Consider the following 14,822-nt stretch of genomic DNA (forward strand, 5'->3'; position numbering starts at 1 on the left):
AGGATCACGCCCGTCCTGCGGAGGACGGGCCTAAGAGCAGCGCCAGCGCACGTGCGGACCGCACTGTGCGCGTGAGCGCTAGCCCCACCGCGGGCGTGCAAGCACCCGCCCGCGAACCCCGCGTCCCGCGCGGCGAAGTCGTCGCCCGCGCGGGACGCAAGCCGCCGCGCAGGCTGACGCGGCGGGGGCCGCTCGCCTGGGCGGCGGGAATGCTCCTGCTGTGCATGATCATTCCCGCGCTGCTCGTGCAGCGGCAGCACACCCCTGTGACGGACGAGACAGTCGCCGTCCGTGAACCCAAACCCGCGCCGAGCCCGCCTCTGCAAGAGGCTGTGCCGCGCGAACCGCTTGTCCGCGTCTACCTCGCGGGCGACCAAGCGATCGAGAAAGTCACGCTCGAACAATATGTCCGCGGCGTTGTTGCCGCCGAGATGCCGAGTGAGTTCGAGATGGAAGCCCTCAAAGCGCAGGCGATTGCAGCGCGCACCTTCATTGTTAGACGGATGGCGGATCAAGATACAACCGGCGTTCCTGTGAAGGGGGCGGATGTGACAGATACCGTCACCCATCAAGCGTATTTGCCGATCAAGACACTCAAGTTGAACGAGAACCGCAAAAAGCTCGCTCGGTTGAGCCAAGCCGTCAGTGAGACACGCGGAATCGTCATGACTTATAAAGGTTCACCCATCGAGGCATCCTTCTTCTCGACGAGTAACGGGTATACCGAGAATTCCGAAGATGTGTGGTCGAATAAAATACCATATCTGCGCAGCGTGTCGAGTCCATGGGATAAGGCGATTGCGCCGCATTACACGGATACCGTCCGTATGACGCTCGATCAATTTATGAGACGATTACGCGTGTCACTGCCTTCCTTACCGGCTTCGGCAAGTGTGGCGCGGAAACAGCAGGCTTATGCGAACGCCGTCGAGCCTCGCGTATTATCCAAGACCGAAGGGCACCGGATTAAGCTCATCCGGATTGGCGGCAAAAATTACACGGGCAAGGAAGTGCGAGAGAAACTGGGCCTTCGCTCAAGTGAATTTACATGGAAGATTCGTGATGGCAATATCGAGATCACGACATACGGTTATGGCCATGGTGTGGGGATGAGTCAATGGGGAGCGAATGGGATGGCAAAAGAGGGCGCGTCGGTAGAAGAGATTCTAAGACACTACTATACGGGCATCTCTTTGGAACAATCTGCAGAGTTCCTGCCTCAGGAATAACTAGCAGGCGGGGGTAGATGTATCTATCTTTAACAAGCTTGTCTGGGCTTCAATTCAATAGCCCCGCAAGCCCCCTTGCTCCCCCGAATTGCAGCATGTTGCCAAGTCCCTTCTTCTATATGAAATTAAAAAGGAGAAGAAGGTGTTCCACGTAAGAGTTTACGTCCGGCCTTTGGTAGCCCATTCCATCCATAACATCTAATCAAGGGAATGGGCGGACAAGAGCCGGCTGGAGTGGAACACCTCTTCGGATCTACTTTTCATATCATTAGAATTACCTTCTCCCAAAACATGCTCGTAATTCCCCTCCACTATGAATCTTAAAAATTACTTTTCCAATCACGTATAAAAGAAAAAGCCTTGGTAACAATGGTTATTGAGGTGATAGAGAATGAATAATGAACAAAACAAAAACAAAGCAGGTCATGAAGAATCTCCTAAAAACTCACTAGGGGTAACGGGCGCGAAGCCTTCTTCATGGAAAAGAGCAATGTCGAAGAAATGGGTATTTCCAGCAGTGTACATGGCAGCAATCGCAATCTTATTGACCGTATTGGTCGTCTACCAGGGGGCTAGATCCAAAACTAGTCCAGACCTCAGCACGAGCACCATCACCGAGAATGTAGACGGTACAAAGACAACGGATGCGACCACGGATGGAAAAACACCGGATGCGACGGAAGTTGCTACGAACAGCGAACCAATCGCATGGCCTGTCGAGAATGAGAAAGATGTAAAAGTCGTTATGCCGTTCTATGATACGAACGATTCCTCTGAAGTACATAAGGATGCAATGGTCGAATACAACGACACATTCATTCCGAATGTGGGGATCGACTTAGCACGTAAAGACGACAAACCTTTCGAAGTTCTTGCTGCACTCAGCGGTAAAGTAACAAGAGCAGATAAGAACCCTGTTGCGGGTCAAGTGGTCGAGATTCAAAGTGCTGATGGTACGAAAACGATCTATCAGAGCTTGACAGACTTGAAAGTGAAGAAAGATATGGAGATCAAGCAAGGCGATGTGATTGGTACAGCCAGTCGCAACGAACTCGAGAAAGATCTTGGCGTTCACGTTCACTTTGAAGTCCATAAAGACAACAAGCCGGTCAATCCACAGACTCTATTAGGCAAACAATAAACAATGCTATAACGTCAAACCAAACAGCCTTCATTCGGCTTATGCCGGATGGAGGTTTTTTTATTGCCATAAAGCGTCGAACTTCATGCTTACAAAAATGTTAGCGATCTTGTAAGTCAATTAAATGGTTGGGCACGAGAAAAAGTTCCTCGTCGTAGATGATATGAATCCAACTTTTCAGCTGAGCGTGTTCAGCTTGTTGAAATCAAGTAAGTAACTTGAATCAAGTTCAAGGTGAGAGCATCCTTAGGGTATCCCGGGATGAGCTCGCCTTTTTGGCGTGCAAAGTCAGTCTGGTCAAGAGATTGCAGCCTTTTTACAGAATCGAATTCATGGTTTTCAGAAAATAATTGTACAGATTTCAGCTTGTCTGTCTTGGAAACAAAGAATATATAGGCACGCCCCTCATATAATGTACCAAACTATCTCGAGTAGGGAGGCGGGAGCGTGCACGACTACATCAAAGAACGCACCATTAAAATAGGCCGTTGTATCGTGGAAACGAAGAACACGGTTCGAACCATTGCGAAGGAATTTGGAGTGTCAAAAAGCACGGTGCACAAAGATTTGACCGAACGACTGCCGGAGATCAATTCGGAGCTTGCTGACCAAGTAAAGCACATTTTGGAATACCACAAATCGATTAGACATCTGCGGGGAGGAGAGGCAACTAAGATTAAGTACAAGAAAACGAGCAACAAAAAGCGCGAAGTGATCGTCGCAGGCAAGTCTTAGAACCGTGAGGAGTGAAGTCGTAATTGCTCATATAATCTAAAGTGTGGTAATTTATAGAGGTATGACATTTTTTGAAGGAATTTCCCGGGTAATGTCGAATGCTTTTATATTATCGTGGGTTCAAAAGGTGATTTTGAACTGCCTTTATTAAAACTGTATACTTTGGAGGACATGGTCAATTATGCTTAGCAAGGATATCGGGATCGATCTCGGCACAGCGAACGTGCTGATTCACGTAAAGGGTAGAGGTGTCGTGCTTGACGAACCTTCCGTCGTAGCAATCGAAAGTGAAACAAAACGGGTACTAGCGGTTGGTGAAGAAGCAAGACGCATGGTCGGTCGTACACCGGGTAATATCATTCCGATACGCCCTCTGAAGGACGGAGTTATTGCCGATTTTGAAGTTACGGAAGCGATGCTTAAATATTTCATCGATCGTGTTGGCGGTCGCAAATGGTACAGTCACCCGCGCATACTGATCTGTGCGCCGACGAATATAACTTCGGTTGAACAGAAGGCGATTCGTCAGGCGGCAGAGCGGTGCGGTGCGAAGGAAGTTTTTATGGAAGAAGAACCGAAGGCAGCAGCAATCGGGGCTGGAATGGATATATTCCAGCCTAGCGGGAACATGGTTGTTGATATCGGCGGCGGGACAACGGACGTAGCTGTGCTCTCCATGGGCGACGTCGTTACCGCCTCTTCTATTAAAGTCGCAGGGGACAAGTTCGATGCTGCGATCATGAAATATATTAAGAATAAATATAAATTGTTAATTGGAGAACGGACTTCCGAAGATATCAAGATCAATATCGGAACAGTCTATCCGCATGGACGCCAATCCGAGATGGACATTCGTGGGCGTGATATGGTATCTGGACTTCCGTTTACGGTGACGATTAATTCGAATGAAATACGGGAAGCGCTCTGGGAATCGGTAACGAGCATTGTCGTAGCAGCGAAGTCGGTATTGGAACGGACACCGCCGGAATTGTCTGCCGATATCATCGATCGCGGGGTTATCCTAACAGGCGGCGGCGCATTATTGGACGGATTGGACGAGCTGCTCGCCGAAGAGTTGAAAGTGCCGGTGCTTGTTGCTGAGGACCCGATGCATTGCGTAGTTAAAGGTACGGGAATTATGCTCGATAATTTGGACAAGGTCGTAAAGAAAAACTTCAGATAAACCGATATATGCTTTATACGTAGATTTGAGTGTGTATAGCATCAATCGATTTAGATGAGGGGGATCCACGATGCTTCGAGGTTTATATACGGCTGCCGCAGGGATGATTAGTCAGCAGCGTAGACATGATACAGTAACTAATAATATCGCCAATATTAATACACCGGGGTACAAACAAGTCAATGCTGTGGAACGGTCTTTTCCAGAGATGCTCGTCTCGTTAATGGGGGGCGATCATAACCCGCGCGGCTCCTTAGGGAAGCTGAACACAGGTGTGTTCGCGGAGGAGAGTCTGCCGCAGTATACGCAAGGCGATGTAACGGAGACAGGAAATGGTTCGGATTTTGCTCTGCTTGCGGATCTTGAAGCAATTGATCCGAGTACCAATGAGCCGATTGTCTTTGATGCGAATGGCCGGAAAGTCCTAGATAACGGCGAAGTGAAGTACAAGCCTCAGGCGTTCTTTGCAGTGCAGAATGCAAATGGCGAGACGCGCTATACCCGAGACGGAAGATTCAAGGTTGATAAGGATGACAATCTGCTTAGCAGTACAGGGTCACTAGTCCTCGGTGCAAACGGTCAGCCGATTAAGTTAAAAGATCAATTGGGGAATTCAGTCCCAATCTCGAACCTCCGTGTAAATGCGAAGGGCGAGTGGCTGGATAATGCAACAGGACAGCCTGTGGTGGGGATGAATGCGATTGGGATTACCCGGATAGAGAACCCGAATTTGCTGATTCGCGAAGGCGATGGCAATTATAAATTCACGACCGAAGAAGATGCTGCGAATAATGCAGGACCACTTGGGCTGAGAGATGCTGTGGAAGTGCGCCAAGGATCGGTGGAACGATCGAACGTTGATTCCGCGCAATCCATGGTTGACATGATGGCTGCAGCACGTGCTTATGAAGCGAACCAGAAGATCATTCAGTATTACGATCGCAGCTTAGATAAAGCCGTAAATGAAGTGGGACGTGTCTAGAAGTAGATCATTCTTTGGTATCGCGGAGACTTCCGCTTCACGTGAAAGGGGTACATATCAATGAATAACTCAATGATTTCCGCTATGGTATCGATGACAGGCATTCAGCAGAAGCTCGATATCATTTCCGATAATATGGCGAATTCGAATACGACGGGATACAAGGCGAAGAAAGCTTCGTTCGAAGACGTACTGACGAATATCCAGCAGCATGACTCGAAGATGAAGCAACCGGGACGTTCGACACCACTTGGGTTTACGCAGTCTTGGGGAACACGGATGACCGCACTATCGGAAGATGCGACACAAGGATCACTAAAGGTAACGGACGTTCCGACAGACCTTGCGGTGGAGGGCAAAGCGATGTTCGAGATTGAGTTGGACGCGCAAGGTAATAAGGCTTGGACCCGTGACGGATCCTTCAAACTTAGCATGGTTGATGGTGATCTGGAGAATGCTTACTTGACGACTGATCATGGATATATGGTTATGGATACCAACGATGATCCGATTCGTATTCCGAATGGCTATGTGATGCAAGTGGACCCCAAAGGACATATTACGGCTCTGAAGCCGGGTTCTTCGGATATTCAAGATATCGGGTTTTTGAAAGTAGTTGAACCAACGCAGCCGAATCTGCTCCAACAGACCGAACAGAATTTATATGTGCTCCCCGTTGGGGCGCAGAATACGATTATGCAGACTGTAGACCTAGCCAATATGGATCCTTCTGATCCATTTACGCGGAAAGACATTGCGATTCGGCAAGGTGCTCTAGAGCAATCGAATGTCAATCTTGCGAATGAAATGGTTGATCTCATGCAAGTACAACGCGCGTATCAATTGACAGCAAGAGCCTTAACATCCAGTGATACGATGATGGGACTCGCGAATAATCTGCGCGGCTAGCGCAGTTGAAGTGGGGATAGTCCAATGAATGAAGCTAGTAATGAAATGAGACAGGATGCTCGTGTGAATAAACCAAAACAGACGACGGTGAAGAAACGTAAGCGTAAGCCCGCATGGCGAGCTTGGCGTATTCTGATCTTTATTGCGGTATGGGTTATTGTGATTTATGCCGGGTTATCCGTCGGTTATGTGATCGTTGGCAAACGACCGCTTGGAGATGTATTTCAATGGGCAACATGGCAACATGTATTCGATCTCATCTTTGCCAAATAGAGCATAGGCCATTTTGGCCAGTATGAAACTCCTCCTACCGGGGAGTTTTATTTTTATTACCAGAGTTGTATAATGATTGGGAGAACTGAGACAATGGAGGGGACCCTAGTTTGAATGTGCCCAATTTAATGACGTTGGCCCGCTTTATGCTAATCCCCATTTATATCTTGGTCTTCGCTTATGGGGCTAGATATATCGCATTTCTCATCATTCTGGTAGCGGGACTAACGGATATTGTAGATGGCTATATTGCGCGTAGAACGAATCAAATTACCAAAGTAGGTGTCATGTTAGATCCCCTCGCAGATAAGTCCATGATGCTCGCCGTGATGGTTTCCTTGCTATGGTCAGGAGATCTCTCTTGGAGTGCAGCGGCGGCGATGGCCGTTCGTGATTTGGGTATGATTGTTGGGTCTGCCTTTTTTCATTTTAGGGGACTTCAGACCGTTCCAGCGAATTGGATGGGGAAGCTGACTACGGTATTGCTATACGTCGCAATCATGTGGATTTTCTTCCAGTTCCCATATGCTGAAATGCTGCTATGGGGCGTGATCATCTTTTCATTTGTAACTTCCATCATGTATATCATACAATTTAGAGGGTTAAATCAAGTGGAAGCCCCGATCTCATCCGTCAATAAGGGTGAACGTCTTTAAGTGCTTCTACATTCATGAGCATCTTTACAGGTCAAAAAGAGCTTATTCAGAGGCTAGTTATGCACTCGAAATAAGCTCCTTATCTTAACCTTCACATTCTGCAGCACATGAAGGACGATGGTAGCTTTTGCATCGCATGGGGTTTTTATTCATACGCTGATCGGGCGTGAATTTCGAAAGGGGCAAAAATCGTGTTAAATACGCAACAAATTCAAGAAATTATTCCTCACCGTTACCCATTCCTACTCGTAGATCGCATTATCGAAGTGGAAGAAGGCAAACGTGCAGTAGGGATTAAGAATGTAACGATGAACGAGCCGCATTTTGCAGGCCATTTTCCTGGACATCCTGTCATGCCGGGCGTGCTTATTGTTGAAGCTCTTGCTCAAGTGGGTGCAGCAGCAATCCTAATGAAAGAAGAGAATAAAGGTAAAATTGGATTCTTGGCTGGGCTGGATGGATTCCGTTTCCGCGATCAAGTCACGCCTGGCGATACACTGCGTCTTGAAGTGGAGATCATCCGCTTGAAGGGGCCAATCGGTAAAGGAAAAGCTGTCGCGACCGTTGGCGATAAAGTGGTATGTGAGGGAGAAATCATGTTTGCCCTTGCTTAATGGCAAAGGTGAGTATGTACTCAATAGAGATAAAACCTAAAATACGGAAGGAGCTTATTTCTAATGACAACTGAAACACTTACTGCGCAAGAAATATATGAAAGCTGGCTTCAAGATACACTCATTGATGAAGTGACCAAGCAAGAATTACATGCAATTGCTGATCAACCAGGTGAAATTGAAGAACGATTCTATAAAGAATTAGAGTTTGGTACGGGCGGCTTGCGCGGCATTATGGGTGCGGGAACGAACCGGATGAATAAATATACCATTGGACGTGCGACCCAAGGCTTTGCGTCATTCATTCTGGGGCAACAGGCAGGGGCATCCGAGCAACCTTCCGTTGTTATTGCTTACGATTCGCGTAATCATTCGCCAGAGTTCGCGCTCGAGGCGGCGCTCGTGTTAGCAGGGAATGGGATTGTAGCTAAAGTGTTCAAATCGCTGCGCCCAACACCACAGCTATCGTATGCGGTTCGCGCACTGCGTGCAACGGGTGGGATTGTCATTACAGCAAGCCATAACCCGCCAGAATATAATGGCTACAAAGTCTATAACCGAGAAGGCGGCCAGCTTGTCCCTCATGAAGCGGAGCAAGTTATCGCTGAAATTGGGTCTGTACCTTCTTTTGCAGCCATTCGCAGCATTTCAAGAGAAGAAGCAGAAGCGAAAGGCTTGCTCGTATGGTTAGGGGATGCGGAAGATCAAGATTACATCCAGACGGTTGCCGCTGAGAGCCGTAATCGTGCATTGATTGCTGGAGAAGGCGGACTCGGGGAGAATTTCCGTATCGTCTATACGCCATTGCATGGATCAGGGAATATGCCTGTACGCCGTGTGCTCGAGGAGATTGGATTCCAGCATATTCATGTTGTAGCCGAGCAGGAGCAGCCGGATGGTAACTTCTCAACTGTGAAATCGCCGAACCCGGAAGAGCGTGAAGCCTTTACGCTTGCAATGAAGCTTGCGGAAGAAGTGGATGCTGACATTATTGTAGGTACGGATCCCGATGCTGACCGGATGGGTGCTGTTGTGAAGAATGCAGATGGCGAGTATGTTGTCCTTTCAGGCAATCAATCGGGTGCGATCATGGTCAATTATTTGCTTAGCCAACTCCAAGCGGCGGGGCAATTGCCGGCGAATGGTGCTGTAGTGAAGACGATCGTAACGAGTGAGATGGGTGCGGCGATTGCACGTCACTATGGTGCGACCGTGATGAATACGTTGACAGGCTTCAAATATATTGGCGAGAAAATGTCCGAGTTCGAGCAATCAGGAAATTATACATATTTATTTGGTTACGAAGAGAGCTACGGCTATCTTGCAGGAAACTATGCGCGAGATAAAGATGCGGTCATTGCCGCAATGTTGATCTGTGAAGCGGCTGCTTATTATAAGAGCCAAGGGAAGACGTTGTACGACGTGCTGCATGAATTGTACGAATCCTTTGGATATTTTATGGAGAAGCTAGAGTCACGTACGCTGAAGGGAATTGACGGTGTTGCGCAGATTCAAGCGATCATGACAACATGGCGCGAGCAAGCACCGAAATCGATTGCAGGTGTGAACATCAACGAATGCATCGATTATTCTGCTGGCGTTGACGGCTTACCGCCTGAGAATGTACTCAAGTTCATTCTAGAGGATGGGTCGTGGTTCTGCCTTCGCCCATCGGGCACAGAGCCTAAGATCAAGATCTATTTTGCGGTTCAGGACGAGTCCTATAGCGAGTCTGAAGCGGCGCTAAACCGTCTTGTCGAGGCTGTTGTAGAGCGCTTGTAGCCCTAAGTACCATTTAAACGCATCAAACTTACGACCTCTCCGGAAAATCTTCGATTTTTCTGGAGAGGTATTGAAATTTTATGTACATCATTTAGGAGGTTTTTCTGTGCTTCAACGTTTGCATCCTTGGAATACACGTGTTCGCTCATGGTTATGGTGGATTGTTATTGTGGCCATCATCGCTGCGATGCCTGTTGTCTATGACCGTATCCAGACGGAGAATACTTCGAAAAAAGTTGAGATTGTTTTTGATTATCGCGATTTATTAGATGTCGCTGCGGTTCAGCCGAACCCGGACGCTTTTGTTCAAGAATGGCTTGGTAAATTGAAAGATGCTGGCGTTCAATCCATGTCAATGTACGAGAGTACACTATCTGAATTCAAGTCCAGCCGCAAGATTCAGCTCTTTAATGCGAATGAGTTGGCTTTATTAACAGGACAGCCTGTCAATTTGCAGCAGAACTATACGAACTTGTTGTTTACAAGTGCAGAGAATGAGAAAGCTTTGGCGCCGATCATTCGGGATACGTTTACCCGTCTAGGTTACGAAGTAAGATCATGGTCCTTCAAGGATCAGAATGGGCTTGTGATTGAAGCTTCACCAGATCAGGCTCTGATCAAACCGATGCCACAAGATCCTATGACGATGAAAATGCTCCACGATCGTGGATTTCATATCGTACCGCGTCTGACGGATGCTCTTCCGTACGATTCGCAGAAGACAGAACAATTGCTATCGACCTATTCCGATTTGGGCGTTAGCCGGATTATTTTCGATGGGGAGTCGGTTACAGGATTTACGGATGAAGCGGACAAAGGCACGCTCACGGATTTTGCGAACCGATTGAAGGAACATAATATTGGGATTGCTACAATTGAGAATTTGAAGAAGCCGCAGAAGGGCATCCAAAAGCTCTCCTATCTGATCGATTACAATGTAGTTAGACTTTACTCATTGAGTGAACAGGATTCTTCCTTATCGCCGGCGACCATCTCTGATCGCTTCTCACTTGCGACGAAGGACCGTAATATCCGTATGTTGTATCTGAATACAGCTCCAGCGAAGGATTTGACGAAGGCGGAATTGACGAATTCCCTCGATAATCTGGTGCGCAGCTTACAAGCACCGGGGCATGCGATCCGTGATATTGAGAAACATGGGTTTACGATGGGACAAGCTGAGCCTTTCCAAGTAGCAGACTCAAGCTTGCAGCATTATTTGAAGCTTATCGTGGTGCTTGGAGCGGTTGCGTTTATTGCGTTACTAATCTCGTATTTCATACCACTTTTGATGACGCCGGCGTTCATTCTTGGGCTGATCGGTGCAGCGGGATTGTACAAATTGAAGCCGGCTATGCTCGAACAAGCATTAGCGCTTGGCGTCTCGATCAGTGCACCGACGATTGCGATTATTCTCGTTATTCGTAAGACGCAAAGCCTTCGGGAGGGCAACAGCAACTTATCAAGTGGGACACGTCTTGTTCATACCCTTATTCAGTATGTGAAGACAGCGATTATCTCTTTGATGGCTGTTCCATTTATGATTGCGCTGCTCAACAATATCAGCTACAGCTTGGTATTGAACCAATTCCGCGGCGTAAGTCTGCTGCACTTGGCTCCGATCGGGCTCGTGGCATTGTATGTATTCTTGTATTGCGGGGATTCCGTGGTCAAAGAAATACGCAGATGGCTTCGTATGCCGATTACGGTTATTATGGTCGTTGCATTCGTATTCGCAGCTGCAGCAGGGTACTACTATTTAACGAGAACAGGAAATAGCGGTAATGTATCTTCATTAGAACTGACTTTCCGCTCGCTGCTTGAGAATTTGATGGGCGTTCGTCCACGGAATAAAGAATTTTTGCTTGCGCATCCGTTATTTATGGCGGGACTCTTCATTTCACTTCGTTATGCGTGGGGACGTTTCTTCTTTATTATTGCAGTGATGGGGCAATTATCGATGGTCGATACCTTCGCGCATATTCACTCGCCAGTCATTATTTCGTTCATTCGTGGATTATTAGGTCTTGGTCTTGGCTTAATTATCGGGTTGGTCGCAATTCTGGTCTGGCAAATCGTTGAAAGGTGTTGGAAAAAATGGTCGCCACTCCTCGAAGAATAGTCATCTCAGGATATTACGGGTTCAACAATAGCGGGGATGAAGCGGTGCTCAGATCCATTTTGACGGCGCTGGAACAAGAATCGAAGGCTCAAGGGGTTCCGATTGTTCCAATTGTGTTATCGATTAATCCGCGGTTAACGAAACGTCTATACCAGGTTCAAGCGGTACATCGGATGGACTTCCGTAAAGTGTTCCGTGCGATTTGGACGAGCCATGGTCTTATCAGCGGCGGGGGAAGCTTGCTGCAGGATGCGACAGGCTCGAAGACGATTCCGTATTATTTGGGTGTCATTAAGCTCGCGCAGTGGCTTCGGAAGCCGACGTTTATTTATTCGCAAGGCGTAGGACCGGTGAATCGGAAGGCTTTCTTCCCGTTTATTCGTAACGCCTTCCAGCGCAGCAAATTCGTCTCGGTTCGTGATATCGAATCGGGCGAACTTTTGCAGTCGATGGGACTTGCTGAAGAGCGTATTCACGTGGTTCCTGACCCAGTAATGGGTTTGCCGATTTCCATAGATCCTGAAATCCATGCGGAAGAGTTGGATGCGAGTGAGCTGACGCTGCCTATGGTGGGCGTCTCCGTACGGTTCTGGAAAGAGGATCGTGGCGACATGCATCGAATTGCGGATGCGCTTCGATTGTTATGTGAGGAACGTCCTGTCCATTTGCGATTCCTGCCGTTCCATCTGCCAAGTGATGAAGAAGCTTCAAGGTATATCATCGAACGGATGGGGGATCTTACGGAATTAGGGTGTCAAGTTTCCATCTGTCCGCCGCATGAGCAACCGCAAGCGATGTTAGCGGAAGTAAGTCGGTGTCAGCTGCTCGTTGGCATGCGATTGCACTCTTTGATCTATGCGGCTTCGCAGCAAGTCCCGATGGTCGGAATTTCGTATGATCCGAAGATCGATCATTTCTTGCATCGGTTGCAGATGGAGCCAGTAGGTACGACAGATGTCTTGAATCCTGACCTGATGTCGGCCGAAGCTTCCTATCTATTAAATAACCGAGCGCAATGGCAAGCTGAGAAACGTGAATCTATCGAAAATTTAAAACAACAAGCGAGCGAACCTGCAGAACTAATCGTTGAATATTTCCGTTAATAAGGTAGGGAGCCGCTGAGATCATATTATCATGACCCAAAGGATGAGTTATTCGTGAACATGAGCAGTCAACAGCAAGCAGTAACAGTGGAGAAATTGCCGATCTTCGGCGTACCGTTCTCAACGATGAATATGCAGGATACGGTGCGATATTTAACAGAGGCGATTGAACGGCGTGAATCGAATCACGTTATTACGGCGAATCCGATTATGGTGATGGCTGCAGTGAATGATCCTCAAATGCTGCAAATCATGCAACGGGCCGATCTCGTCGTCCCGGATGGTGCTGGCATTGTATGGGCAGCGAATTATGTGAATCGTCCGCTTCCGGAACGTGTTACGGGGTTTGATCTCCTGCATCATCTCATGAAGCTCGGGGATGAGCGTGAGTGGCGTGTGTTTCTATTAGGCACTTCGCAGGAGATTATTACCGAAGCTGCGCGTAGACTTGCTCTGCAATATCCGAATGTGCAGATTGTAGGCGTACGGAATGGATTTTTTGGCGAGGATGAGGATCACGAAGTGGTGTCACAGATTCAAGAGGCTGCGCCGGATATCCTGTTCGTTGCACGTTCTGCTGCGACACAAGAGCCGTGGATTGCTAAGTATCGGAATGAATTGAATGTTCCGGTTATGATGGGGGTCGGCGGCAGTTTTGATGTCATTTCCGGTAAGCTCAAACGAGCACCGCGGCTATTCCAAAAAATGCGGCTTGAATGGTTCTACCGTCTCATGAAGGAGCCTTGGCGATTCAAAAGAATGCTTGCGCTCCCGGAATTCATGTGGAAAGTGATACGCGAGAAAGAAAACGTCACAAAACCATGAGATTATCGATGAAATCCTCTGAAAATCTCTTCGAAATGGATAAAAACAGGGATAGCATTTCGAATATGAACAGAGTATAATTCATTCCGGTAGATAAAATGGGGGTTGAAAAGACCAATGGGAATGGTTTACGGAATCGGCTTTATATTAGCATTAGGGTTAGCGCTCGTGCTTACGCCGCTAGTGAAGAAATTTGCAGTGAAGGTCGGCGCAATGGATATGCCGAATGCTCGTAAAGTGCATACACGCATTATGCCGCGATTAGGCGGACTTGGAATTTTCTTCGCATTTGGAATTGCTTTTCTATTACTGTTGCCTTGGTTGCCAGACAATATGTTTGCAAGCAGAGAAGGTAATCTCGTAAAAGCGTTGTTCGCAGGTGGATCGATTATTGTATTGATCGGTGCACTCGATGATAGATTTGAATTATCCGCTAAAGTAAAATTACTAGGGCAGATTATTGCTGCATGTGTCGTGGTCTTCGGCTTCGGCATTACAGTAGACTTCGTCAATATCCCTTTCGGCCATGGTTACTTTTCGATGCCGGACTGGGTCGCGATTCCACTAACAATCGTCTGGATCGTTGGCGTGACGAATGCGATTAACTTGATCGATGGACTGGATGGTCTTGCAGCAGGTGTATCGGGTATTGCGATTTCTACAATACTCGCGATGGCCTTCATCATGGGCAACACGACCGTTATCCTAATTAGTCTTTTATTACTAGGAAGTATTGTAGGGTTCCTATTCTTCAACTTCCACCCGGCAAAGATCTTCATGGGTGATTCGGGATCCCTGTTCCTTGGATTCAGCCTTGCGATGCTCTCGATGCTCGGGTTCAAGCAGGTGGCGGTTGTATCCTTTTTAACACCGCTATTCATTATCGGGGTGCCGCTCTCGGATACATTCTTCGCAATTATCCGTCGTTGGCGGAACAAGAAACCAATCTTTGCGCCAGACAAAGGACACTTGCATCACTGTCTACGTGAGCTAGGACTAAGTCACCGCAAAACCGTGCTAGTGATCTACGCGATTGCCACCTTCTTCGGTGTACTCGCGGTAATCCAATCCGTTGCCGCTGCGCATGCAGCGAACTGGGTGACATTCATCGTCGCATTCATCTTAATCTTCCTCTTGCAAATCGGCGCCGAAGTCATCGGCATCGTGGACAAGTCGAAGAAACCGGTCATTCACTTCTTCAGCCGAATCTTGATGAAGACCGAGACAGAAACGCAATCGAAATCATAATATTATAGAATATTCTTAAG

The 14,822-nt window shown here is 47.7% G+C and carries 14 protein-coding genes; all 14 read left to right on the forward strand.

Annotated elements, in window-relative coordinates; all coding sequences use genetic code 11:
* Positions 1–71 precede the first annotated feature (71 nt).
* The 14 genes from spoIID to C558_RS0102950 all read left to right on the forward strand — a co-directional run bounded on the left by spoIID (position 72) and on the right by C558_RS0102950 (position 14,802).
* The gene (gene spoIID, locus C558_RS0102885; RefSeq protein WP_245583717.1) at positions 72–1,229 is read left to right on the forward strand and encodes a stage II sporulation protein D; all 1,158 of its coding nucleotides are present in this window, start codon (positions 72–74) and stop codon (positions 1,227–1,229) included.
* A 391-nt stretch (positions 1,230–1,620) separates the two neighbouring features.
* Positions 1,621–2,370, forward strand: a complete 750-nt coding sequence (locus C558_RS0102890; RefSeq protein ID WP_018754719.1) for a M23 family metallopeptidase — start codon at positions 1,621–1,623, stop codon at positions 2,368–2,370.
* Between the two features lie 447 nt (positions 2,371–2,817).
* Positions 2,818–3,105, forward strand: coding sequence for a sporulation transcriptional regulator SpoIIID (spoIIID, locus tag C558_RS0102895; RefSeq protein ID WP_018754720.1), 288 nt, complete (start codon positions 2,818–2,820; stop codon positions 3,103–3,105).
* Between the two features lie 181 nt (positions 3,106–3,286).
* A complete protein-coding gene (gene mreB, locus C558_RS0102900; RefSeq protein WP_018754721.1) occupies positions 3,287–4,288 on the forward strand; it encodes a rod shape-determining protein in 1,002 nt (333 codons plus the stop codon).
* 70 nt (positions 4,289–4,358) lie between these two features.
* Positions 4,359–5,270, forward strand: a complete 912-nt coding sequence (locus C558_RS0102905) for a flagellar hook-basal body protein (protein ID WP_018754722.1) — start codon at positions 4,359–4,361, stop codon at positions 5,268–5,270.
* Positions 5,271–5,330: 60 nt separating this feature from the next.
* The gene (locus tag C558_RS0102910) at positions 5,331–6,179 is read left to right on the forward strand and encodes a flagellar hook-basal body protein (protein ID WP_018754723.1); all 849 of its coding nucleotides are present in this window, start codon (positions 5,331–5,333) and stop codon (positions 6,177–6,179) included.
* A gap of 24 nt (positions 6,180–6,203) precedes the next feature.
* Positions 6,204–6,452, forward strand: coding sequence for a DNA-directed RNA polymerase subunit beta (locus tag C558_RS0102915; RefSeq protein ID WP_018754724.1), 249 nt, complete (start codon positions 6,204–6,206; stop codon positions 6,450–6,452).
* 110 nt (positions 6,453–6,562) lie between these two features.
* Positions 6,563–7,108 carry a CDP-alcohol phosphatidyltransferase family protein gene (locus tag C558_RS0102920; RefSeq protein ID WP_018754725.1) on the forward strand — a complete coding sequence of 182 codons (546 nt, stop codon included), beginning with the start codon at positions 6,563–6,565 and terminating at the stop codon, positions 7,106–7,108.
* 191 nt (positions 7,109–7,299) lie between these two features.
* Entirely contained in the window at positions 7,300–7,722 is a 423-nt protein-coding gene (fabZ, locus tag C558_RS0102925; protein ID WP_018754726.1) for a 3-hydroxyacyl-ACP dehydratase FabZ, read from the forward strand.
* Positions 7,723–7,785: 63 nt separating this feature from the next.
* The gene (locus tag C558_RS0102930) at positions 7,786–9,504 is read left to right on the forward strand and encodes a phospho-sugar mutase (protein WP_018754727.1); all 1,719 of its coding nucleotides are present in this window, start codon (positions 7,786–7,788) and stop codon (positions 9,502–9,504) included.
* A gap of 106 nt (positions 9,505–9,610) precedes the next feature.
* The gene (locus C558_RS0102935; protein ID WP_018754728.1) at positions 9,611–11,626 is read left to right on the forward strand and encodes a DUF5693 family protein; all 2,016 of its coding nucleotides are present in this window, start codon (positions 9,611–9,613) and stop codon (positions 11,624–11,626) included.
* On the forward strand, positions 11,602–12,729 hold the full coding sequence (gene csaB, locus C558_RS0102940; RefSeq protein WP_018754729.1) for a polysaccharide pyruvyl transferase CsaB: 1,128 nt from the start codon (positions 11,602–11,604) through the stop codon (positions 12,727–12,729). Before C558_RS0102935 ends, csaB begins: the two co-directional genes overlap by 25 nt.
* A 60-nt stretch (positions 12,730–12,789) precedes the next feature.
* Entirely contained in the window at positions 12,790–13,554 is a 765-nt protein-coding gene (locus C558_RS0102945) for a WecB/TagA/CpsF family glycosyltransferase (RefSeq protein ID WP_040674310.1), read from the forward strand.
* Between the two features lie 117 nt (positions 13,555–13,671).
* Positions 13,672–14,802, forward strand: coding sequence for a glycosyltransferase family 4 protein (locus tag C558_RS0102950; protein WP_018754731.1), 1,131 nt, complete (start codon positions 13,672–13,674; stop codon positions 14,800–14,802).
* Positions 14,803–14,822: the final 20 nt, after the last annotated feature.

Origin of the sequence: Paenibacillus terrigena DSM 21567, from assembly GCF_000374845.1 — a bacterium.
Taxonomy (GTDB): Bacteria; Bacillota; Bacilli; order Paenibacillales; family Paenibacillaceae; genus Paenibacillus_K; species Paenibacillus_K terrigena.